The organism is Ramlibacter albus (genome assembly GCF_014297445.1).
Lineage (GTDB): Bacteria > Pseudomonadota > Gammaproteobacteria > Burkholderiales > Burkholderiaceae_C > Ramlibacter > Ramlibacter albus.
In genome coordinates this window covers 381,143-401,542 of record NZ_JACORU010000005.1, presented here as the reverse complement: position 1 = coordinate 401,542, position 20,400 = coordinate 381,143, and the positions used below count along the sequence as shown (strand labels likewise).

Annotated in this window: 22 protein-coding genes; 7 read left to right on the top strand and 15 right to left on the bottom strand. The window is 69.3% G+C overall.

The annotated features are described in order from the left end of the window. Positions 1 to 3: 3 nt before the first annotated feature. The 3 genes from H8R02_RS16200 (at position 4) to bktB (ending at position 2,633) form a co-directional block, all read left to right on the top strand. Positions 4 to 621 (top strand): dioxygenase family protein, encoded by a 618-nt coding sequence (locus tag H8R02_RS16200; protein WP_187082472.1) that lies wholly within the window; start codon positions 4 to 6, stop codon positions 619 to 621. Beyond that, positions 618 to 1,373, top strand: coding sequence for an SDR family NAD(P)-dependent oxidoreductase (locus H8R02_RS16195; RefSeq protein WP_187082471.1), 756 nt, complete (start codon positions 618 to 620; stop codon positions 1,371 to 1,373). Before H8R02_RS16200 ends, H8R02_RS16195 begins: the two co-directional genes overlap by 4 nt. Positions 1,374 to 1,448: 75 nt before the next feature. Further along, positions 1,449 to 2,633, top strand: coding sequence for a beta-ketothiolase BktB (bktB, locus tag H8R02_RS16190; RefSeq protein WP_187082470.1), 1,185 nt, complete (start codon positions 1,449 to 1,451; stop codon positions 2,631 to 2,633). A 4-nt stretch (positions 2,634 to 2,637) separates the two neighbouring features. Here bktB and H8R02_RS16185 read toward each other — a convergent pair whose 3' ends face one another. Next, positions 2,638 to 3,366: a 2OG-Fe dioxygenase family protein gene (locus tag H8R02_RS16185; RefSeq protein ID WP_187082469.1), complete on the bottom strand. Its 729-nt coding sequence runs from the start codon at positions 3,364 to 3,366 to the stop codon at positions 2,638 to 2,640. Between the two features lie 111 nt (positions 3,367 to 3,477). Between H8R02_RS16185 and H8R02_RS16180 the strand changes: the two genes are divergently transcribed. Then, positions 3,478 to 3,879, top strand: coding sequence for a bacteriohemerythrin (locus tag H8R02_RS16180; RefSeq protein WP_187082468.1), 402 nt, complete (start codon positions 3,478 to 3,480; stop codon positions 3,877 to 3,879). Here H8R02_RS16180 and H8R02_RS16175 read toward each other — a convergent pair. The 4 genes from H8R02_RS16175 to egtB are packed head-to-tail and all read right to left on the bottom strand — an operon-like array spanning position 3,863 to position 7,752. Beyond that, on the bottom strand, positions 3,863 to 5,233 hold the full coding sequence (locus H8R02_RS16175; RefSeq protein ID WP_187082467.1) for a mercuric reductase: 1,371 nt from the start codon (positions 5,231 to 5,233) through the stop codon (positions 3,863 to 3,865). The two genes, H8R02_RS16180 and H8R02_RS16175, sit on opposite strands and share 17 nt — an antisense overlap. A gap of 31 nt (positions 5,234 to 5,264) precedes the next feature. After that, positions 5,265 to 5,543, bottom strand: coding sequence for a DUF427 domain-containing protein (locus H8R02_RS16170; RefSeq protein ID WP_187082466.1), 279 nt, complete (start codon positions 5,541 to 5,543; stop codon positions 5,265 to 5,267). Beyond that, complete coding sequence (gene egtD / locus H8R02_RS16165; protein WP_435531274.1) at positions 5,540 to 6,520, bottom strand: L-histidine N(alpha)-methyltransferase; 981 nt, start codon at positions 6,518 to 6,520, stop codon at positions 5,540 to 5,542. Before egtD ends, H8R02_RS16170 begins: the two co-directional genes overlap by 4 nt. Continuing rightward, the gene (egtB, locus tag H8R02_RS16160; RefSeq protein WP_187082465.1) at positions 6,517 to 7,752 is read right to left on the bottom strand and encodes an ergothioneine biosynthesis protein EgtB; all 1,236 of its coding nucleotides are present in this window, start codon (positions 7,750 to 7,752) and stop codon (positions 6,517 to 6,519) included. The genes egtD and egtB overlap by 4 nt, the downstream gene beginning before the upstream one ends. A gap of 141 nt (positions 7,753 to 7,893) precedes the next feature. Between egtB and H8R02_RS16155 the strand changes: the two genes are divergently transcribed. Then, positions 7,894 to 8,928, top strand: a complete 1,035-nt coding sequence (locus tag H8R02_RS16155) for an NADP-dependent oxidoreductase (protein ID WP_187082464.1) — start codon at positions 7,894 to 7,896, stop codon at positions 8,926 to 8,928. Here H8R02_RS16155 and H8R02_RS16150 read toward each other — a convergent pair whose 3' ends face one another. From H8R02_RS16150 to H8R02_RS16125, 6 genes are all read right to left on the bottom strand, one after another. After that, positions 8,929 to 9,291 (bottom strand): hypothetical protein, encoded by a 363-nt coding sequence (locus H8R02_RS16150; RefSeq protein ID WP_187082463.1) that lies wholly within the window; start codon positions 9,289 to 9,291, stop codon positions 8,929 to 8,931. It lies immediately after the preceding gene. Continuing rightward, entirely contained in the window at positions 9,278 to 9,511 is a 234-nt protein-coding gene (locus tag H8R02_RS16145; RefSeq protein WP_187082462.1) for a hypothetical protein, read from the bottom strand. Before H8R02_RS16145 ends, H8R02_RS16150 begins: the two co-directional genes overlap by 14 nt. Before the next feature lie 84 nt (positions 9,512 to 9,595). Then, positions 9,596 to 10,042 carry a response regulator gene (locus H8R02_RS16140; protein ID WP_187082461.1) on the bottom strand — a complete coding sequence of 149 codons (447 nt, stop codon included), beginning with the start codon at positions 10,040 to 10,042 and terminating at the stop codon, positions 9,596 to 9,598. Between the two features lie 11 nt (positions 10,043 to 10,053). Next, complete coding sequence (locus H8R02_RS16135; RefSeq protein ID WP_187082460.1) at positions 10,054 to 10,581, bottom strand: cupin domain-containing protein; 528 nt, start codon at positions 10,579 to 10,581, stop codon at positions 10,054 to 10,056. Positions 10,582 to 10,611: 30 nt separating this feature from the next. Further along, positions 10,612 to 11,631 carry a methionine synthase gene (locus tag H8R02_RS16130; RefSeq protein WP_187082459.1) on the bottom strand — a complete coding sequence of 340 codons (1,020 nt, stop codon included), beginning with the start codon at positions 11,629 to 11,631 and terminating at the stop codon, positions 10,612 to 10,614. A 29-nt stretch (positions 11,632 to 11,660) separates the two neighbouring features. Then, a complete protein-coding gene (locus H8R02_RS16125) occupies positions 11,661 to 12,638 on the bottom strand; it encodes an LLM class flavin-dependent oxidoreductase (protein ID WP_187082458.1) in 978 nt (325 codons plus the stop codon). Positions 12,639 to 12,671: 33 nt separating this feature from the next. Here H8R02_RS16125 and H8R02_RS16120 point away from each other — a divergent pair, with 33 nt between their 5' ends. Further along, on the top strand, positions 12,672 to 13,988 hold the full coding sequence (locus tag H8R02_RS16120; protein WP_187082457.1) for an NAD(P)/FAD-dependent oxidoreductase: 1,317 nt from the start codon (positions 12,672 to 12,674) through the stop codon (positions 13,986 to 13,988). Positions 13,989 to 13,990: 2 nt separating this feature from the next. On the opposite strand, the gene H8R02_RS16115 is transcribed toward H8R02_RS16120, so the two are convergent. Further along, positions 13,991 to 15,313 (bottom strand): protein kinase domain-containing protein, encoded by a 1,323-nt coding sequence (locus H8R02_RS16115; RefSeq protein ID WP_187082456.1) that lies wholly within the window; start codon positions 15,311 to 15,313, stop codon positions 13,991 to 13,993. 116 nt (positions 15,314 to 15,429) lie between these two features. On the opposite strand from H8R02_RS16115, the gene H8R02_RS16110 reads away from it, so the two are divergent. After that, the gene (locus H8R02_RS16110) at positions 15,430 to 16,434 is read left to right on the top strand and encodes an ABC transporter substrate-binding protein (RefSeq protein ID WP_187082455.1); all 1,005 of its coding nucleotides are present in this window, start codon (positions 15,430 to 15,432) and stop codon (positions 16,432 to 16,434) included. A gap of 4 nt (positions 16,435 to 16,438) precedes the next feature. Here the strand turns inward: H8R02_RS16110 and H8R02_RS16105 are convergent, their stop codons facing one another. Genes H8R02_RS16105 through H8R02_RS16095 form a run of 3 tightly spaced genes read right to left on the bottom strand, consistent with a single transcriptional unit; the run spans position 16,439 to position 20,323 of the window. Further along, entirely contained in the window at positions 16,439 to 17,551 is a 1,113-nt protein-coding gene (locus H8R02_RS16105) for an adenylate/guanylate cyclase domain-containing protein (protein ID WP_187082454.1), read from the bottom strand. Continuing rightward, a complete protein-coding gene (locus H8R02_RS16100; RefSeq protein WP_187082453.1) occupies positions 17,548 to 17,931 on the bottom strand; it encodes a response regulator in 384 nt (127 codons plus the stop codon). Before H8R02_RS16100 ends, H8R02_RS16105 begins: the two co-directional genes overlap by 4 nt. Further along, positions 17,921 to 20,323, bottom strand: a complete 2,403-nt coding sequence (locus H8R02_RS16095; RefSeq protein WP_187082452.1) for a sensor histidine kinase — start codon at positions 20,321 to 20,323, stop codon at positions 17,921 to 17,923. Before H8R02_RS16095 ends, H8R02_RS16100 begins: the two co-directional genes overlap by 11 nt. Positions 20,324 to 20,400: the final 77 nt, after the last annotated feature.

The window sequence follows — 20,400 nt, the reverse complement described above, 5'->3', positions numbered from 1 at the left end:
GCGATGCATCCGCCCAACCTCGCGCGGCGCAGCGCGGCCGCCGCCCTCATCGCCCTGCCCGCGCTCTGGCGCGGCGCGTGGGCCCAAGCCGCGCGCAAGCTGACGCCCTCGCAGACCGAGGGCCCGTTCTACCCCGTCGCGCTGCCGGCGGACTCCGACTTCGACCTCCTGCGCAACGGCAAGCTGCAATACGGCCGCGGCCAGCCCGCATGGGTCGAAGGCCAGGTGCTCGACCCGCAGGGCCGGGCGGTCGGCGGCGCCACGGTCGAGATCTGGCAGTGCGACGAAGCCGGCCACTACCACCACCCCGGCGACGGCGGCCGCGCCGACCCGGCCTTCCAGGGCTTCGGCCGGGTCAACGTCGGCGCGGACGGCAAGTACCGCTTCCGCACGATCAAGCCCGTTCAGTACTCGGGCCGCACGCCCCACATCCACTTCAAAGTGAAGCTGGGCGGCCGGGAGCTGCTGACGACGCAGCTCTACGTCGAAGGCGACGCCGGCAACGAGCGCGACTTCCTGTGGCGCAACCTCCCCGCCGACGCGCGCGCCGCCCTCACCGTCCCCTTCCAGCGCGGCGCCGACGGCCTGCGCGCCGAATTTCCCATCGTGGTGAACGCATGACCAAACACCTCACCATCCTCACCGGCGCCTCGCGCGGCATGGGCCTCGCGATGGCCGAACAACTCGTCGACGCGGGCCATGCGCTCGTGTGCATCTCGCGCAAGACGAACGACGACCTCGCTGCACGAGCGCGCGACAAGGGCGTGCGCTGCGAGCAGTGGCCGCAGGACCTCGGCCGTGCCGAGACGGCCGCGGCGCGGCTCGAAGGCTGGCTCACCGACTTCGACCACCGCTCGCTCGACTCGGTCACGCTGATCAACAACGCGGGGCTCATCCCGCGCATCGCGCCGCTGGGCGAGATCCCCCTCGCGCAGCTGGCGGAATCGATGCGCGTCGACCTGGAAGCGCCGATGCTGCTGACGGCCGCTTTCCTCAAGGCCACGGCCGACTGGAAAGCGCGCCGCAAGGTCCTCAACATCTCCTCCGGGCTCGGCCGCCGCGCCATGGCCGCGCAGGCGCCCTACTGCGCCGCCAAGGCCGGCATGGACCACTTCACCCGCTGCGTCGCGCTGGAAGAGGCCGAGCGGCCCAACGGCGCGAAGGTGTGCTCGCTGGCGCCGGGCGTGATCGACACCGACATGCAGGTGCAGCTGCGCGCGGCCGACCCCGGCCAGTTCCCGGACCTGGGCAACTTCGTCGGCATGAAGGAGCGCGGCGCGCTCGCCTCGCCGCAGGCGGCCGCCGCGCGCGTGCTGGCCTACCTCAACCGGCCCGATTTCGGGCACCAGCCGGTCGCCGACGTCAGGGATTGACGTAGGTAAATGCACGGACCGCCGCCGCGGCTAAAGTGATCGCTTCCCCTTTTTCCTGCCCATCGGAGACCTGCCATGCCCCGTGAAGTCGTCGTCGTCAGCGCCGTGCGTACCGCCATCGGTACCTTCGGCGGTTCGCTCAAGGATGTGCCGCCCGTCGACCTCGGCGCGCTGGTGGTGAAGGAATCGCTGGCGCGCGCCGGCGTTCCCGGCGGCGACGTCGGCCACGTGGTGTTCGGCCACGTCGTCAACACCGAGCCGCGCGACATGTATCTCTCGCGCGTGGCGGCCATCAACGGCGGCTGCGCCGAAGGCACGCCAGCCTTCAACGTCAACCGGCTCTGCGGCTCGGGCCTGCAGGCCATCGTGTCCGCCGCGCAGACCATCCTGCTGGGCGACGCCGACGTCGCCATCGGCGGCGGCGCGGAGAACATGAGCCGCGCACCCTATGCGGACCTGAGCACGCGCTGGGGCGCGCGCATGGGCGATGCCAAGCTGGTCGACATGATGGTCGGCGCGCTGCACGACCCCTTCCACACGATCCACATGGGCGTGACCGCGGAGAACATCGCCGCCAAGTGGGGCATCACGCGCGAGGACCAGGACAAGCTGGCGGTGGAGAGCCACAACCGCGCCGAGCGCGCGACCACCGCCGGTTACTTCAAGGAGCAGATCGTCCCGGTGGTCAGCAAGGGCCGCAAGGGCGACGTGGTGTTCGACACCGACGAGCACTTCCGCGCGGGCGCCAAGCTGGAGGACTTCGCCAAGCTCAAGCCGGTGTTCGTCAAGGAGAACGGCACGGTGACGGCGGCCAATGCTTCGGGCATCAACGACGCGGCCGCCGCGGTGGTGCTGATGGACCGCGCCGAGGCCGACAAGCGCGGCCTGAAGCCGCTCGCGCGCCTCGTCTCCTACGCGCACGCGGGCGTGGACCCCAAGTACATGGGCATCGGCCCGGTGCCGGCCACTCGCAAGGCGCTGGAGAAGGCGGGCCTGAAGGTGAAGGACCTCGACGTCGTCGAAGCCAACGAGGCGTTCGCCGCGCAGGCCTGCGCCGTGTCGCGCGACCTCGACCTCGACCCGGCGAAGGTCAACCCGAACGGCTCCGGCATCTCGCTCGGCCACCCGATCGGTGCGACCGGTGCGCTGATCACCGTGAAGGCGCTGCACGAGTTGAAGCGCATCAACGGCCGCTACGCGCTGGTGACGATGTGCATCGGCGGCGGGCAAGGCATCGCCGCGATCTTCGAGCGCGTTTAAGGCGTCAGTCCCCCTGGAAATTGCCCGCGCGGTACGTCAGGACCAGCGTGTCCCGATGGCCGTGCGGCCCCACCGGCTGGATCGGGGTGGTCTCGTGGATCACCCGCTCGTCGTCCAGCAACAGCAGGCTCCACGGCTGCGTCAGCGTGAAGCGCTGGCCCGCCGGCCCGTCGGCCTGGAAGACGCGGGTCTCGCCACCCTTGATGTTCTCGCGCCCCACGAGGAACACCGCCACCAGGTCGACGCCGTCGCGGTGCGCGCCTTCAGGCGTCGGCCGCCCGATACCGCCCTCGGTGTCGATGCGGAACTGGTGCGCCTCCACATACCACGGCCGTGCACCTTTGAGCGCCGAGCTCGTGCGCGCCAGGGCCCGCAGCAGCCGTGACCACGCGGGCGATTGGGCAACCGCCGTCTCCATCGGCTCGAACCACCGTTGCATGCCGCCGTGCAGCGCGTTGTATTCCACCGGCTGCCAGTGCGCCCGGTGCGGCGCGAGGGTGAGCTGGTCGCCCTCGACGACGAAGCAAGAATGCCGCCGCTTGCGGTAGCGCCCGCCGTCCTTCAGGTAGTTGTCGGGCGCGAGCGCGTCCCACGACGGGCGCAGCGCCTGCAGCTCCTCGACCGCGCAGCCGCAAAGCTCGCCCACGCCGCGCGGGCTGAGCACGGCATAGCCCTGCTGGCGCAGTTGCGTGTCGAGCTGGTCGGGGTAGGTGTAGGCGGGGCTCAGCAGCATGGCCGCCAGCTTAACCGTTCGGGTTGCGCACCGCAGCAACGGGCCCTTTGCTGACGTCGGTCAAGTCCACACCGCCGGCGTGCCGATAGTGTTGGCACCGAGGAAACGCAAATGCCCACTCTCACCTGGACCGACAAGCTCGCCCTCGGCCTGCCCGAGATGGATACCACGCACCGCGAGTTCGTCGAGCTGCTCGCGCACGCCAGGCGGTGCGACGCCGAGTCGCTGCCCGCCGCGTGGCGCGCGCTGGTCGAGCACACGGACGCGCACTTCGCGCGCGAGGAGAAGTGGATGCACGACAGCCGCTTCCACGCCTGCCAGTGCCACGCCGCCCAGCACAAGGTGGTGCTGCGCGTGCTGCACGAAGGCCAGATGCTCGCGGACCGCGGCGACATCGTGCCGGTGCGCGCGATGATCGAGGAGCTCGCCTTGTGGTTCCCGCAGCACGCGCAGACGATGGACGCCGCGCTCGCGGAGCACCTCCTCGCGAGGCAGGCTACTGCAGCGGCTTGAGCCGCGCGAGGATCGTCGGCAGGAACTCCGTCACCGTCGGGTGCACCGGCAGCGCGTCCTTCATCACCTTCCAGCTCGCCCCGGTGGCCATGAACAGCGAAATCGCCTGGATGATCTCGTCGCCGTTGATGCCGAGGACGGCCGCGCCGACGAAGCGCTCGGTGTCCGCATCCACCAGCAGCTTCACGAGGCCGGTGGTCTCGCTCTCTTCCTTGGCGCGGCTCACGTTCTTCATGTCGAAGGTGGCCATGAGAATGCGCTTGCCGCTCGCCCGCGCCTCGGCCTCGGACATACCCACGCGCCCGAGCGGCGGGTCGGTGAACATCGCATAGACCATCGTCCGCTCGTCCGCCGAGCGCGAACCGCCGGCATGGTTGGCGAGCACGATCTCCTGGTCGTGGTAGCTCGTGTGCGTGAACGCGCCGCGCTTGTTGATGTCGCCCAGCGCCCAGATGCCGGGGACGTTGGTTTCCAGCTTCCCGCTGACGTTGACGAAGCCGCGCGCGTCGGTCTCCACGCCCACCGACGCGAGGTTCAGCTTGTCCGTGTTGGGCAGGCGCCCCGTGGCAACGAGCACATGCGAGCCGCGCGCGATGTTGGCGCCGGCGCGCACGACGATGTCGCCGCCATCGCTCTCGACGCGGTCGATGCCGTGCCCCGTGAGCACCGTCACGCCTTCACCCTGCAGGAACTGCGTGATGCACGCCGACACGTCCTCGTCCTCGCGGCTGGTGATGCGCGGCCCCGGCTCGATGACCGTGACCTCGCTGCCCAGCCGCCGGAAGATCTGCCCCATCTCCAGCCCGATGTAGCTGCCGCCGATGACGAGCAAATGGCGCGGCCGCTCGCGCAGCTTGAGCAGCGAGACGTTGTCGAGATACGGCACGTCGGCCAGGCCCGGGATCGGCGGGATGAACGGCCGCGTGCCGGTGTTGAGATAAATCCGTCGCGACTTCAGCCGCTCGCCGCCGGCATCGACGACGAAGTCATCGCCGTCGCGGCCCACGAACGAGCCCCAGGCCTTGAACAGCTTCACGCGCGCTTGCCCGCCCACCCAGCTTTCCAGGCTGCCGCGCGACTCGTCGACTCGGTCCTGCATCCGCGCCATCGCGGCCGCGAAATCCACCTCGACCGCGCCCACGTGCACGCCGAATTCCGCCGCCCGGCGCGCGACGTACGCCACGCGCGCGCTCTTGCGCAATGTCTTGGTGGGCGTGCAGCCCTCGTTGACGCAGGTGCCGCCCAGGTGCACCGCCTCGATGAGGGCGACGGATTCGCCGCGCGCGGCGAGCCCCATGGCAAGGGCGGGGCCGGCCTGGCCGGCACCGATGATGATCGCGTCGAAGGTGTCCATGGAGCAACAGTCGCGCGAGGGCGCGCTTTGCTTACTCGACCTTCACACCCTTCCAGAAAGCCACGCGGTCGCGCACCATTTCGGCCTCGGGCTTCGGGTCGGGGTAGTACCAAACGGCGTCGGCGTTCAGGTCGCCATTGACGAGCAGCGAGTAGTAGCTCGCCGTGCCCTTCCAGGGGCAGACGGTGTGGGTGTTGCTGAAGCTGACGTATTCGCGCTTCAGGGCGGACGCGGGGAAATAGTGGTTGCCTTCGACCACGACCGTGTCGTCGCTTTCGGCGATGGTGGCGCCGTTCCAGGTGGCTTTCATGATTCGGGAGCGTACAGCCAATGCACGCTGAAGAGCTGCCGTGCGTCGCACCACACCGGCCCGGGCCGGAAGCCCGCCTCCATCGCCAGCGCGCGCAAGCCCTCGATGGTGAACTTGTACGAGTTCTCCGTGTGCAGCGCCTCGCCCTCCGCGAAATCGAACCGCTGGCCGCACACCGTGACCTGCTGCGCGCGGCGGCTGACGAGGTGCATCTCGATGCGCTGCTGCCGCGGCTCGTAGAAGGCGTAGTGCGCCCACTGGTCCAGCGCGAAGTCGGCGCCCAGCTCGCGATTCGCGCGCGCCAGCAGGTTCAGGTTGAAAGCCGCCGTCACACCCGCCGAGTCGTTGTACGCCGCGTGCAGCACCGCGGGGTCCTTCACCAGGTCCGCGCCCAGCAGCAGCGCGCCGCCGCGCAGCACCTGGCCCGCCACTTCGAGAAAGTGCACCGCCTCGCGCGGCGTGAAGTTGCCGATGGTGGAGCCGGGGAAGAAGCCGATGCGCCGCCCGCCGCCCGCTCGCGGCACCGGCAGCAGCACGCGCTGCGTGTAGTCCCCGACGACCGGGTGCACGTCGAGGCCCGGGTAGTCGCGCCGCAGGGCCGCCGCGCTGCCGGCGAGGTGGTCGCCGGAGATGTCCACCGGCATGTAGCGCGCCGGTTCCTTCATCGCATCGAGCAGCAGGCGGATCTTCAGCAGCGAGCCCGCGCCGAACTCCACGATCTCGGCACGCGGCCCCGCGAGCTGCGCGACCTCGCCCGCGCATTGCGTGAGGATGCCGATCTCGGTGCGTGTCGGGTAGTACTCCGGCAATTCGCAGATCGCGTCGAACAGCTGCGAGCCCGCGCTGTCGTAGAAGTACTTGGGCGAGATGCTGCGCGGCCGCGTGTCCAGCGCCTTGAGCATGTCGGCCGCGAACTCGCTGCCGGCACGCGGCGCGGCCGCGTCGGCGCTGCCGGGGACGAGGCTGGGAGACATCATGCGGCGTCCTTCGCGAGCCGCAGCCCGCTGAACTGCCAGCGCGCGGCCGGCGGGAAAAAGTTGCGGTACGTGGGCCGCACGTGGCCCGGCGGCGTCGCCACGCTGCCGCCGCGCAGCACGAGCTGGCCCACCATGAACTTGCCGTTGTATTCGCCGACGGCGCCGGCGAACGGCTGGAAGCCGGGGTACGGGTCGTAGGACGAGCGCGTCCACTGCCACACGTGCCCGGTGAGCTGGCGCATGCCCGGCAAGGCCGCGGCCGCCTCCCACTCGAACTCGGTGGGCAGGCGCGCACCGGCCCAGTGCGCATACGCGGCCGCTTCGTAGAAACTGAGGTGCGCGACAGGCGCGGACGGGTCGAGCGGATGCACGCCGTCGAGGCCGAACACGTGCCAGCCGGGCCCTGCCAGACGAGCGTCGCCCGGTGCCAGCCAATAAGCCGGCGACTTCCAGCCCTGCGACTGCACGGCGGCCCAGCCGTCGGAGAGCCAGTGCGCGGGATTGGCATACCCGCCGTCCTCGATGAAATCGAGGAACTCGCCGCAGGTGACCAGCCGGTCCGCGATGCGGTACGGCTGCAGCAGCGCGTCGTGCCGCGGCGTCTCGGTGTCGAAGGCAAAGCCCTCGCCCGCATGGCCGGCCTTCACGACACCGCTCGGCCCCTCCAGCCATTGCATCGGCCGCACCGGCTCCATCGCCACGAGCAGGCGCGGCGCACGGTAAGGCGGCAACAACGGGTTGCACGACAGCGCATGCAGGATGTCCGTGAGCAAGAGTTCCTGGTGCTGCTGCTCGTGGTGCAGCCCGAGCTCGATGAGCGGCGCGGCGGCGTGCCAGCCGCCGGCCTCGGCGATGAACGCCGCCATCGCCGCATCGACATGCGCGCGGTACGCATGCACTTCCTCGAGCGAAGGCCGCGTGAGCAACCCGCGCTGCGGCCGCGCGTGGCGCGGCCCGAGCGATTCGTAGTACGAGTTGAAGAGGTAGAAGTAGCGCTCGTCGAAAGCGCGGTACCCCGGCGCATGCGGCCGCAGCACCACCGCCTCGAAGAACCAGCTGGTGTGCGCCAGGTGCCACTTGGTGGGGCTGGCATCGGGCATGGACTGCACGCACTGGTCTTCCGCCGACAGCGGCGCGGCCAGCGCGAGCGTGTGGGCGCGCACCTGCGCGTAGCGCTGCACGGCGTTGGGGCGCGGCCCGGTGGCCGGCGCGGACGATTCCCTGGCGGACATCCGGTCTCCTGTTGTCTTGATCATCCGTCGGCGTCCCCTCTCAAATCATTACAGCACACCCCCTTCGGGCGCGTCTCCTGACAACTTCGGTGTCACTTTCGCAACCGCCCGCGCGCCGCCCCTGGCCTACCATCGCGCGCCATGAACCTCACCGCCCTTGCCAACCACCAGGTCCGCCTTGCCCGCCGCCCCAACGGCATGCCCGTGCGCGAGGACTGGTCCTTCACCACCGAACCCGTCGCCGAGCCCACCGATGGCGGGGTGCTCGTCAAGACGCTGTCGCTCTCGCTCGACCCCGCCATGCGCGGCTGGATGAACGACGCCAAGAGCTATATCCCGCCGGTGGGGATCAACGAGGTGATGCGCGCGGGGGGCGTCGGCAAGGTGATCGCGTCGAAGAACCCGAAGTACGCCGTTGGCGACCTCGTCTCCGGCGCGCTCGGCGTGCAGGAATACGCGGCGTTCGGGGAAGCGGAGGCGAAGAAGGCGGGGCTGGTGAAGATCGACACGCGCGCCGGCACCATCAACCAGTGGCTCAACGTGCTGGGCATGCCGGGCATGACCGGCTACTTCGGCCTGCTCGACGTGGGCCAGCCGAAGCCCGGCGACACGGTGGTCGTGTCCGGCGCGGCCGGTGCGGTGGGCCAGACGGTGGGCCAGCTCGCGAAGATCAAGGGTTGCCGCGTCGTCGGCATCGCGGGCGGGCGTGCTAAATGCGACTGGGTGGTGGGCGAGCTGGGCTTCGATGCGTGCATCGACTACAAGGCCGGCAACGTGAAGGCGGCGCTGAAGGAGCACTGCCCCAAGGGCGTGGACGTCTACTTCGACAACGTCGGCGGCGAGATCCTCGACGACGTGCTCACGCGCCTGGCGCGTGGCGCGCGCATCGTGATCTGCGGCGCGATCAGCCAGTACAACAACACCACGGCCGTGCAGGGGCCGAAGAACTACCTGTCGCTGCTGGTGTTCCGTGCGCGCATGGAAGGCATGGTGGTGTTCGACTATGTCGAGCGCTTCCCGCAAGCGGTGGCGGAGCTCGCGGGTTATTTGCGCGACGGGCGCATGAAGAGCAAGGAAGACGTGGTCCAGGGGATCGAGAACTTCCCCGACACGCTCCTGAAGCTTTTCAAGGGCGAGAACTTCGGCAAGCTGGTGCTGCAAGTGGCGCAAGACTGATCAGTCGCTGCGCAGCGCGTACCAGCTCCCGAGCTTGCCCGGGTTGTCGTCCACGCGCACGAAGTACACCGGCAGTTCGCACGCGCGCCACTTGATGCAATGCCGGTCCCACTTGCGCACCTGCCCCGAGGGCACGTACAGGTAGACCGGCTGCGTGCCCGGCGGCAGCAGGACGCCGGCGGCGACCACGGGCTGCTTGTAGACCACCGGCGGCGGCCTGCCGTCGCCGGGGTCGATGCGGCCGTAGACGCCGGCGCGCAGCTCGCCGCCGGCCGTCACATTGCGGTACTTCAGCGGCGACGCCACCGACGCAGCGGCCGCGACGAGAGCCGCCGCGAGCACGATGGCGCTACGGCTTCGCATGGGCGGGCGCGGCGGGCGGGCCGCCCATCACGGCGGAGCGCGTGGCGGCATCCGGCGAGCCGGACAGCGGCGGCGCCGTCACCACGGACTGCTGCGAGATCGCTTCGCTCGGGCGCGGTACGTCGCCCGTGCCGTGCCGCGCGAACCACACCGTGAGCAATGCCACCACGGCTACGGCAACGGCTGCGGCGGCCGCGATGCCGGACTTCGGGTCCTTCATGGTCGGGATGTCCTTTCCTGCTGGGCTTGTTGTAGCCAGCAGGAACGCACCGCGTTGTAAGGCGACTCCGCCGAGGGTGTAGGACTACACCCTCGAATTGCGGTTGGCCTCGTTCACCGTGATCCAGAAGTCGTACACCTTGCCGATCTTGGCGCGCAGCTCTTCCAGCTGCACGCTCTTGCGCACGACGCTGTTGGCGCCGGCCTCGTAGCAGCGGTCGAGCTCGGCCCTGTCGGTGACGGCGGAGAGCATCACGACCGGGATGGACGCGGTCGTGGAGTCGCCGCGAATGGCCTTGAGCACCGCCACGCCGTCCATGCGCGCCATGCGCAGGTCGAGAATGACCAGGCGCGGCAGCCGCCTCGGGTCGCGGCCGGTGTGGGCACCGCGGGCATGCAGGTAGTCGAGCGCGTCCTCGCCGCTCACCGCCACCGCGATGCGCGAACGCTCGCAGCGCGTTTCGAGGGCGAGCACGATCAGTTCCCGGTGGTCGGGGTCGTCTTCCACGACGAGGATGATTTCTTCGGCCATCCTTCTGGGTGTCAAACGGCGCCGTTGGGATGCGTGGGGTCCACCCACAGCACCTGCTCGGGCTTCTCGACAGGCTCGATGTCGAGGTTCACCGCAACGGCCTGCCCGTCGCTGCGGCACAGCACGCACTCCAGCACCTCGGTCGGGCTGGCGTTGATCTCCTGGTGCGGCACATAGGGCGGCACGTAGATGAAGTCGCCCGGCCCGGCCTCGGCCGTGAACTCGAGCTTCTCGCCCCAGCGCATGCGCGCGCGGCCGCGCACGACGTAGATCACGCTTTCCAGGTGCCCGTGGTGGTGCGCACCCGTCTTCGCGTCCGGGTGGATGCTGACCGTGCCGGCCCACAGCTTCTGCGCGCCGACCCGCGCGAAGTTGATCGCCGCCTTGCGGTCCATGCCGGGCGTCTGCGCGGTGTTGGGGTCGAGCTGGTTGCCGGGGATGACGCGCACGCCGTCGTACTTCCACGCCGGCGCCTTGCCGTGCTCGTGGCCGCCGCCGTCCGGGTGCTCGTGCCAGTGCGAAGGGTGCTCGTGGGTCATGGTCTCAGCGTAGCGCGGCCATGCGCGCCGTCAAGTCAACTTCCTTCTAGCCAGCTCCGCCCCTTTGGCGAGCGCTTCGAGCTTGCGCATCGCGATGTCGCGGTTCATCGGCGCCATGCCGCAGTTGGTGCACGGCAGCAGCTTGTCGCGCGCAACGAATTGCAACGCCTTGCCGATCGTCTCGGCCACCTGCTCGGGCGTTTCCACCTCGTCGCTGGCGACGTCGATCACGCCGACCATCACTTCCTTGCCGGCCAGCAGCTTCATCAGGTCGGGCGGCACGTGCGAGTGGTAGCACTCCAGGCTCACCTGGTCGATGCGGCTCTTCGCGAGCGCGGGGAAGACTTCCTCGTACTGGCGCCACTCGTCGCCGAGCGTCTGCTTCCAGTCGACGTTGGCCTTGATGCCGTAGCCGTAGCAGATGTGCACCGCCGTCTTGCACGTGAGGCCCTGCGCCGCGCGCTCGAGCGCCTTCACGCCCCAGTCCGCCGCGTCCTTCATGTAGACATTGAATGCGGGCTCGTCGAACTGGATGATGTCCACGCCATCGGCCTGCAGCGCCAGCGCTTCCTGGTTCAGGAGCTCGGCGAACGCGAATGCCAGCTTGACGCGGTCGCCGTAGAACTTGTCGGCCACGGTGTCGACGATGGTCATCGGCCCGGGCATCGTGAATTTCAGCTTTTTCTTCGTGTGGGCGCGCGCGATCTTCGCCTCGAACTCGTGCACCCGGCCCTTCAGGCGCAGCGGGCCCACCACCTGCGGGACCATCGCCTTGTAGCGGTCGTTGCGGATGCCCATCTCCACCTTGTGTTCGAAGTCGATGCCCTCGACCTTCTCGAGGAAACCGTGCACGAAGTGCTGGCGCGACTGCTCGCCGTCGGTGACGATGTCCAGCCCCGCGTCCTCCTGCGCCTTGATCCACAGCAGCGTGGCGTCGGCCTTGGCCTGCTTCAGGGCCTCGCCTTCGAGCTTCCATTTCGGCCAGAGCTTCTCGGTCTCGGCCAGCCACTCGGGCTTGGGCAGGCTGCCGGCGATGGTGGTTTCGAACATGTGTACTTCTCCTCGTTGTCTCGTTCGCGTTATACGGCTTTCGCCAACAGCTCGTACGACCGCCGCTGCGCCGCGGGGTCCCACGTCCACGTGATCACGACCACTTCGTCGATCCCCAGGTCGTCGGCCAGCGCCTGCAGCTTCGCCAGCACCTGCGGCCCGGTGCCCACCATCGCCTTGCGGCGCAAGTCGTCCACATACGCCTGTTCGGACGCGGTGTACCCGCCGCGCGCTTCGTCCGGCGGCAGCAAGGGCCCGAACTGCCCGCGCTGCCGGTTGACCCGCGCACGCTCGCGGCTGGCGAAGAGGTGCCACGCCTGTTCTTCCGTGTCGGCCGCGAGGGCCCAGACGCAAACGGTGGCATGCGGCTTCTCGATGAGCCCCGGCTTGAAGGTGTGGCGGTACAGGTCCAGCGCCTCCTTCGTGCCCTCGCCGTCGGTGATGAAGTGCGCGAAGGCGTAGGGCATGCCGAAGTGCCCCGCGAGTTGTGCGCCATAGCCGGAGCTGCCCAGCATCCACAGGTCGGGCTTCGTCCCCGACATCGGCAGCGCCTGCACACCCTCGGCGACGGCCTCGCCGCTGATCCACGCGCTGAGCTGCGCCACCTGCTGCGGGAAGTGCTGTGACGAACGCGGGTCCGGGTTGAGCAGCAACGCCGTGCGCTGGTCGCTGCCCGGGGCGCGGCCGACGCCCAGGTCGATGCGGCCCGGCGCCAGCGCATCCAGCACGCGGAACTGCTCGGCCACCTTGAAGGGCGAATAGTGCGGCAGCATCACGCCGGCGCTGCCGATGCGGATGCGCTGCGTGCGCGCGGCGATGGCGGCCATCAGCACCTCGGGCGCCGTGCCCACGATGGTGGGCAGGCTGTGGTGTTCGCTGAGCCAGAAACGGTTGTAGCCGAGCGCCTCGCAGTGCTCGGCCAAGGCCACGGTGTTGCGGATGGATTCGTCCTGCCCGCGGCCCACGCAGGCCACGGACTGGTCGAGCACGGAGAGCTTGAGTGCCATGGAGACATTGTGCGGGCTCGCATAATTCCCTGCATGGCAACGAACAACGACAAGCCACGAATCGTCGTCATCGGCTGCGGTTTCGGCGGGCTGGAGGCCACGCGTGCGCTCGACGGCGCGCAGGTCGACATCACGCTGGTCGACCGCACCAACCACCACCTCTTCCAGCCGCTGCTGTACCAGGTGGCCACGGCCGGCCTGTCCGCCCCGGCCATCGCGGCGCCGGTGCGGCACCTGTTCCGCAAGCAGGCCAACGTGACTTCGCTGCTGGGGGACGTCGTTTCGATCGACGCCGCGGCTCGCAACGTGCGGCTATCCGACGGCAACACGCTGCCCTACGACCACCTGATCGTCGCCGCGGGCGCCACGCACAGCTACTTCGGCCGCGACGAGTGGGCCGTCCATGCGCCGGGTTTGAAGACGCTGCACGATGCCTTCGAGATCCGCCGCCGCATCCTGCTGGCCTTCGAGATGGCGGAGAAGGAGGGCGAGCCCGCGCGACGTGACGAGTGTCTCACCTTCGTGGTCATCGGCGGCGGCCCCACCGGGGTCGAGATGGCCGGCACGCTCGCCGAGATCGCGCGGCACACGCTGCCGGGCGAGTTCCGCCACATCGACCCCGCGAAGGCGCGCATCCTGCTCGTCGAGGGCTCGCCACGGGTGCTGCAGGCGATGCCCGAGAGCCTGAGCGCGAGTGCGCAGCGGCAACTGGAAAAGCTGCACGTCGAAGTGCGCACCGCGTCGCTCGTGACCGCGATCGACGAGCACGGCCTCGAGGTCACGCCGCCCGAAGGCGCGCCCTATCGCATCGGCTCACGCTGCATTGTGTGGGCCGCCGGCGTCGCGGCTTCGCCGCTCGGCAGGCAGCTTGCGCAGGCCGTGGGCGCGCAGGTGGACCGCGCAGGCCGCGTCGTCGTCGAACCGGACCTCAGCGTGCCCGGCCATCCCGAGATCAGCGTCATCGGCGACCTCGCCGCGGCGAAGAGCCATGCGCCCGGCCGCGAGCCCAGGCCCGTGCCCGGCGTCTCACCCGGCGCCAAGCAGATGGGCCGCTGCGCCGCCGCGAACATCCAGCGGCGCATCGCGGGCCAGCCGACGAAGCCGTTCCGCTATCGCGACTACGGCAACCTGGCCACCATCGGCCGCAATTCAGCGGTGGTCGACCTGGCCACCCCCGCGGGCCCGCTGCGTTTCAGCGGCTGGCTCGCCTGGGTGTTCTGGCTGTTCGCGCACATCTACTTCCTGATCGGCTTTCGCAACCGCATCGTCGTGCTGATCGACTGGGCTTCCGCGTACTGGAGCAAGCAGCGCTATGCGCGCGTGGTGACGGACATCGAGCCGCGCCAGTAACGTCAGTAGCGCGAGTCCCCGCCCACGACCAGCCCATCGCTGTCGCCGGACCCCAGCTTCTCGGTCGTCGTGATCAGCCGGTTGAGCAGCAAGTCGATGAAGGCCTTGTCGAACGCGAGTTGCAGGTCCTCCGACGCCTTGCGCAGCGCCTCGTTGCGGATCTCCAGCACCACCACCGGGGTTTCGGCGACGGCCGTCGCCGTACGGCGCCGGTCGCTCTTGCGCAGGTAGGACATCTCCCCGAGGGTGACGCCCGCATCGAGCTGCGCCACCTTCCAGCCCTTGCGCACCACCGCCACGCGCCCTTCGATGAGCACGTAGAACGAGTCGCCGGCCGCGCCCTCTTCCATCAGCATGTACCCGCGCGGGTGCATGCCCACCACCCCCAGGCGCAGTGCCTCCCACAGCACCTGGTCCGGGAATTCAGCGAAGAAAGGGAGCTTGCGCATCTGCGCGAAGCGCTCGCCGTCGCGGTGCTCCGCGCTCACGCCGCGCACCTCGCGCTTGACGGCCAGCACCGCCTCGGCGAAGTCCATCCACTGCGCGAAGCGGTGTTCGGGCCGCTTCGAAAGCGCCAGCATCAGCACGTCGTCGATGCCTTCGGGCAGCCCCGGGCGCAGCATGCTGGGCGGCGTCGGCTCGTCGTTGCTGATCTTGTACAGCGTGGCGTACTCCGAGTCGCCCTCGAACGGGCGGCGGCCCGTCAGGAGCTCGTACACCGTCACCGCCAGCGAGAACATGTCGCTGCGGTTGGTGCACGGCTGCTCGCGCACCTGCTCGGGCGCCATGTACATCGGCGAGCCCACCAGGCCCAGGGTCTGGGTGCTGTCGCTCTTGACCTGCAGCGCCGTGCCGAAATCGGTGAGCTTCACGTCGCCGTTGGCGTCCATGAGGATGTTGGCCGGCTTGAGGTCGCGGTGCACCAGGCCGCGCGTGTGCGCATACTCCATGGCGCTGCAGCACGTGTAGCAGATGTCCAGCACCTGCCCCACGGGCAGCAGGCTGGCGGCGCTGGTGAAGTGGGACAGCGGCGCGCCCGGCACGTACTCCAGCACGATGTAGGGCGCCTCGGCTTCCACGTCGGCGTCGTACACGCTCACGATGTGCGGGTGGCGCAGCTGCCCGGCCATCGTGGCCTCCTTACGCAGCAGGCGGCGGTAGCGCACGCCCTGGCGCTCGTCGGCGATCAGGTGCGGGTGGATGCGCTTGATGGCCACCTTGCGCTTGTTGAACGGGTCGTCGCCGAGGTAGACGGTGCTGCTGGCGCCACGGCCCAACTCGCGGACGACGGCGTACTTGCCGATGGTGGCGGGGGGCTGGGTCATGGCGGCCAATCGTCGCTCAATGCCGGGCGGCGCACAACCCATCGATGCATGACGCGGCGCCTGTTGTGGTGGCCGCGCCGCGATGCTAAAAGTACGCACGGAGGTCCACGACCCGCATGGATGCGATCGCAATGCCCTGCAGGCGCCGGTACATGGCGGGCCTGGCCGCTGTTGGAGTCGCGCCCGGGCTCGCCCTGGCGCAAGCCCGGGCGGCGCCGCGACGGATCGGCTACCTTTCGCTCTACTCGGCAGGCAGCACCATCGCCACGACGCAGCAGGAGATGTTCCGCACCGCACTGCGCAACGCCGGTGTACCCGAGGGGCCCATCGTCACCATCGAGTGGCGCTTCGCCGAAGGCCGTGCCGAGCGCCTGGCCTCGCTCGCCGCGGAGCTCGTCGCCGCGCGTGTGGAGCTGATCGTCGCCGTCTTCCAGCAGGCCATCGTCGCCGCGCGCGCTGCCACCGAAACGGTGCCCATCGTGGCCCTCGGCGCGCTGTTGCCAACGGAGGCCGGCTTCGCGAAGTCGCTGGCGCAGCCTGGTGGCAATGTCACGGGCACGGTGTACTTCTCCCGCGGCGTCGTGGACAAGCTGTACGAGCTCCTGCGCGAGGCGGTGCCGCGCGCGAGGCGCATCGCCGTCCTGGGCAACCCCGACGCACCCACCGCGGCGCGCTACGGGGCCGCCTCGGAGGAGGCCGCCGCCCGCCTGGGCCTTGCGATCGAATTCGTCCACGTGCGGCGGCAGGCCGACGTGGCTGCGGCGCTGCGGCAGGTGGCGGCAGCGCGGCCCGATGCGCTGTTCATCAACGGCGATGCGTCGATCAACCCATCGATGGGCGCGATCGCCGCGTTCGCGATCGAGCGCAAGCTTCCCACCTTCGGTACGGCTCTCGTTCACGTGCGCGAAGGCGCGCTGCTCTACTTCGGCCCGCACCTGGAGGAGATGGTGAACCGCGTCGGGTCGTTCGTAGCGCGCATCCTGCGAGGTGCCTCGCCGGCGACGCTGCCGATGGAGGAGCCGGCGCGCTATGAGCTCGTGATCAATTCGAAGACAGCCGCGGCGCTCGGCTGGCAGCCGCCGCCCGCGTTGCAGGCGCGCGTGGACCGGTTCGTGGAGTAGGCCGCTACGCCGCCGCCCCCAGCAGCCGGAACACCGGCTGCGGCTTGTGCACGCCCTTGAGCGTGACCTCGCCCATCGGCTCCGTCCTGAACGCATCGCCGAGCGCGCCCACCACGCGCTGGGACACGAGGATCTCGTCGCCCTTGGCCTCCGAGCACAGGCGCGCGGAGAGGTTGCACACCGGCCCGATCGCGCCGTAGTCGCGCCGGCCCTCGAAGCCGATCACACCCACGGTGGCATAGCCTTGCGCGATGCCGACGCCCATCTTCAGGTCGTAGCCCTGCGCCTTCCACTGCTGCGACAGCCCCGCGTAGGCCGCCTGCATTGCGAGCGCCATGCGTGCTGCATCCGCCGCGGGCGCCGGCGTGGGCACCGGGTCGTTGAAGAGGATCATCATCCCGTCGCCCGCGTAGTTGGCGAGCGTGCCGCCATGCTCCTGCACCAGCGCGCCCATCACGCCGTAGTAGTCGTTGATGACGCGCATCACCTCCTCGGGGTCGGACAGCTCGGTGAACGCCGTGAAGCCGCGCAGGTCGATGAACACCACGGTGATCTCGCGCCGGTGGCTCCTGAGCAGCTCCTCCTTGCCTTCGCCGAGCAGCATCTCCGCGATCTGCGGCGCGAGGAAGCGCTTGAGCCGGCCATGCCGCTCGATCTCGCCCACCGCGTCCGCCACGCGCTGCTCCAGCGTGCGCGTCCACTCCTCCAGCTGCGCGCGCTGCGCCACGATGGTGTCGTGGTAGGCCTTGATGCGCAGCAGCGAGCGCACGCGCGCCAGAAGCTCGGGCTGGCGGATCGGCTTGGAAAGGAAGTCGTCGGCGCCGGCTTCGATGCCCTTGACGCGCTCCTCCACGTCGTCGAGCGCCGTCACCAGCACCACGGGCAGCACGGCCGTCTTCTCGTCCGCGCGCACCGCGCGGCAGACCTCGTAGCCGCTCATGTCCGGCATCATCACGTCGAGCAGCACGATGTCGATGCCACCTTCGCGGATGCGCGCGAGGCCCTCCACGCCGCCGCCCGCGGTTTCCACCGCGAAGCCCGACGCTTCGAGGATCTTGGCGAGCACCCGCACGTTGGCGGGCACGTCGTCGACGATCAGGACGCGCTGCGCGTTCATGGCTTGGCGGGCGGCGGGAGGAACCGCGCCACGTTCGCCAGCAGCGCGGTCACGCTGATCGGCTTGGTCTCGAAACCGTCGAAGCCGGCGTCCTTCATCCGCTTCTGGTCCTCCGGCATCGCCGATGCGGTGACCGCAATGATCGGCATGCGCGGGATCGACGCATCGGCGCGGATGCGGTTGAAAACCTCGATGCCGTCGATGTCCGGCAGCTGGTAGTCCATCAGGACGAGGTCCGGCTTGTGCTCGCGCGCCGCCTGCACGCCGGCCTCCCCGGTCTCCACCTCGACCACGGTGTAGCCCGTCACCTCCAGCACCTTGCGCAGCAGGCGGCGGTTCTTCTCGTTGTCCTCGACGACGAGGATGGTGTTACCCGGCATGCTCAGCCCTCCTGGCGTCCGGCAGGTAGAAAGTGAAAGTGCTGCCCTTCTGCGGCTGGCTTTCCAGCCAGATGCGCCCGCCGTGCAGCTCCACGAATTTCTTGACGAGCGCCAGGCCCAGGCCCGTACCCTCGGCCTTGCGCGTGTAGTCCTTGCCGACCTGGCGGAACTCCTCGAACACCGCGTCGTGGTCCTCCGGCGCGATGCCCACGCCGGTGTCCGCCACCGCCACTTCCACGCCGCCGTTGACGGCCGTCGCCCGCACTTCGATGGAGCCGCCCGAGGGCGTGAACTTCACCGCGTTGGACAGCAGGTTGAGCATGATCTGCTTGAACTTGCGTTCATCGGCGCGGAAGTCCTCCAGCTGCGGGTCCACCTCGCTCGTCAGCCGCGCGCCCTGCCGCGTCGCGCGCTCCTTGACCAGCGTCATCGCGTTGCCGATGGCGGCCGGCAGGTCGAACTCGCTCACGTCCAGCTCCATGCGCCCCGCCTCCACCTTCGACAGGTCGAGGATGTCGTTGATCAGGTGCAGCAGGTGCTTGCCGGACTCGTGGATGTCCTTGACGAACTGCTCCTGGTCCTCGGTGAGCTCGCCGAACATCTTCTGCGACAGCACTTCGGAGAAGCCGATGATGGCGTTCAGCGGCGTGCGCAGCTCGTGCGACATGTTGGCGAGGAACTCGCTCTTGTGCTTGTTGGCCACTTCGAGCTGGTGGCTCTTGTCCTGGATCTCGTGGAACAGGCGCGCGTTCTCGATGGCGATGACGGCCTGGTCGGCGAACGACTTCAGCATCCCGATCTGCACATCGGAGAAGGCCCCGGGGGTGTCCCTGATGACGTTGAGCGCTCCCAGCACCCTCCCATCCTTGATCAACGGCACGCTCACCTGGGCACGGATCCGCGCCGCGACCGCGTAGGGACTCGGTCGATAGTAGGGGTGATTCACGGTGTCCGGAGCGTGGACGACCTCTCGCGTCTGGATGGCAAGTCCCACGATGCTCTTTTCCGAGATCGGCGCCGGATAGCGCGAGCGCACCACTTCCAGGGCCTCGGCGGGCAAGTTGTATTGCGCCCAAAGGTCGACCATGTCGCCTTCGACTCTCACCATCCCGCCGTGACTGCCGTGGCAAAGCGCGACGGCGTTGCGGATGATCGCGTCGAGCACCGGCGCGATATCCGTCTGCGAGCGGCTGATCTCCTGCAACACCTCGCTCGTTGCAGTCTGTCGCTCCAGCGCCTGGGTCAGTTCGCGCGTGCGCTCTTCCACTTTCCTCTCAAGGTCCGCATACGACTCCGCCAGCTGCGCCGACATCCGGTTGAACTGCTCCGCCAGCGCCTGCAGCTCGTCGTTGGTGTGGACTTCGATGCGCTGGTCCAGCTCGCCGGCACCGATCCGCTGGGCGCCCTCCTGCAAGGTACGGATCGGGCGAACCATGCTGCGCGCGAGGAAGCCTGCGGCGAGCACGGAGAACGCCAGGCCCGCGAGGAACAGCACGATCGAGCGGATGATCGACGCGTTGAGCGTGGCATACACCTCGCTCACCGGTTGCTCCACGATCACCTTCCACCCCGGCGGGTTCACCGGCGCGAAAGCGGCGATGACGTCCTTGCCCGAATCGTCCTTAGCCAGCACCGCTTCCGGCTCCACGGCGGGCGGCGCGAGCGCGGCCTTCACCTGGTCCAGCTGCGCGAGGTTGGTCACCTTCAGCACGAGGCCGATGTCCGGGTCCGCGATCAGCTGGCCCTGCGAATCGACGACGTAGGCCTTGCCGGCCTTGCCGATGCGCATCTTCGAGATCACGTCCCAGATCAGCTTGAGGTTGACGTCCGCGACGGTGACCATGCCCGAGGCGCCCTTCGTGCGGACGGCGATCGTCATGTAGGGCTCGGTGTCCTGCCGGAAATACACCGGGCCGAAATACGTCTGCCCCGGCTTCGCCTTCAGGAAAGCCGGGTCGGCGGAGCGGTCGCGGCCGCTGTCGAAGGTGTTCATCGCCAGCCGCGACAACTGCAGTCGCTCGCGGCCGGTCAGGTCCAGCGCCGCCACGTCCGTGATCGCGGGCTGCACGCGCAGCAGGCGCGTGTACTCGAGGCGGCGGCCCTCGTCGCCCACGCCGCCCCATTGCGGCAGGCTCGCGTTCTCCACCTGGCCTTCGATGGTGCGCACGAACTGCTCGATGCGCTCGGCGGCCGCGAGCGCCTTCTCGTGCTGCAGGCGGCCGGCGGCGGCCTTGTTGTCCTCGTAGGTGAAGAACAGCGTGATGGCGCTGCTGGCGGCCAGTGCGCCGCAGACCAGCACGAGCACGAGCGCGAAGTACTTGCGGAACAGGCGCCCCCGGTAGGGGCTGCCTGTGCGTCTCGCGTCCGCAGAATCCCGCTCCTCTTGCTGCATCGGTGTCCCGCCTGCCTCCGCGGCCGAATCTACCCGCATCCCGCGATTGACGCCACCGGGCGTCCACGGGACACTGT

Coding starts and splice junctions, on each gene's coding strand:
- H8R02_RS16200 (WP_187082472.1), top strand. CDS start 4: ATGCATCCGCCCAACCTCGCGCGGCGCAGCGCGGCCGCCGCCCTCATC.
- H8R02_RS16195 (WP_187082471.1), top strand. CDS start 618: ATGACCAAACACCTCACCATCCTCACCGGCGCCTCGCGCGGCATGGGC.
- bktB (WP_187082470.1), top strand. CDS start 1,449: ATGCCCCGTGAAGTCGTCGTCGTCAGCGCCGTGCGTACCGCCATCGGT.
- H8R02_RS16185 (WP_187082469.1), bottom strand. CDS start 3,366: ATGCTGCTGAGCCCCGCCTACACCTACCCCGACCAGCTCGACACGCAA.
- H8R02_RS16180 (WP_187082468.1), top strand. CDS start 3,478: ATGCCCACTCTCACCTGGACCGACAAGCTCGCCCTCGGCCTGCCCGAG.
- H8R02_RS16175 (WP_187082467.1), bottom strand. CDS start 5,233: ATGGACACCTTCGACGCGATCATCATCGGTGCCGGCCAGGCCGGCCCC.
- H8R02_RS16170 (WP_187082466.1), bottom strand. CDS start 5,543: ATGAAAGCCACCTGGAACGGCGCCACCATCGCCGAAAGCGACGACACG.
- egtD (WP_435531274.1), bottom strand. CDS start 6,520: ATGATGTCTCCCAGCCTCGTCCCCGGCAGCGCCGACGCGGCCGCGCCG.
- egtB (WP_187082465.1), bottom strand. CDS start 7,752: ATGTCCGCCAGGGAATCGTCCGCGCCGGCCACCGGGCCGCGCCCCAAC.
- H8R02_RS16155 (WP_187082464.1), top strand. CDS start 7,894: ATGAACCTCACCGCCCTTGCCAACCACCAGGTCCGCCTTGCCCGCCGC.
- H8R02_RS16150 (WP_187082463.1), bottom strand. CDS start 9,291: ATGCGAAGCCGTAGCGCCATCGTGCTCGCGGCGGCTCTCGTCGCGGCC.
- H8R02_RS16145 (WP_187082462.1), bottom strand. CDS start 9,511: ATGAAGGACCCGAAGTCCGGCATCGCGGCCGCCGCAGCCGTTGCCGTA.
- H8R02_RS16140 (WP_187082461.1), bottom strand. CDS start 10,042: ATGGCCGAAGAAATCATCCTCGTCGTGGAAGACGACCCCGACCACCGG.
- H8R02_RS16135 (WP_187082460.1), bottom strand. CDS start 10,581: ATGACCCACGAGCACCCTTCGCACTGGCACGAGCACCCGGACGGCGGC.
- H8R02_RS16130 (WP_187082459.1), bottom strand. CDS start 11,631: ATGTTCGAAACCACCATCGCCGGCAGCCTGCCCAAGCCCGAGTGGCTG.
- H8R02_RS16125 (WP_187082458.1), bottom strand. CDS start 12,638: ATGGCACTCAAGCTCTCCGTGCTCGACCAGTCCGTGGCCTGCGTGGGC.
- H8R02_RS16120 (WP_187082457.1), top strand. CDS start 12,672: ATGGCAACGAACAACGACAAGCCACGAATCGTCGTCATCGGCTGCGGT.
- H8R02_RS16115 (WP_187082456.1), bottom strand. CDS start 15,313: ATGACCCAGCCCCCCGCCACCATCGGCAAGTACGCCGTCGTCCGCGAG.
- H8R02_RS16110 (WP_187082455.1), top strand. CDS start 15,430: ATGGATGCGATCGCAATGCCCTGCAGGCGCCGGTACATGGCGGGCCTG.
- H8R02_RS16105 (WP_187082454.1), bottom strand. CDS start 17,551: ATGAACGCGCAGCGCGTCCTGATCGTCGACGACGTGCCCGCCAACGTG.
- H8R02_RS16100 (WP_187082453.1), bottom strand. CDS start 17,931: ATGCCGGGTAACACCATCCTCGTCGTCGAGGACAACGAGAAGAACCGC.
- H8R02_RS16095 (WP_187082452.1), bottom strand. CDS start 20,323: ATGCAGCAAGAGGAGCGGGATTCTGCGGACGCGAGACGCACAGGCAGC.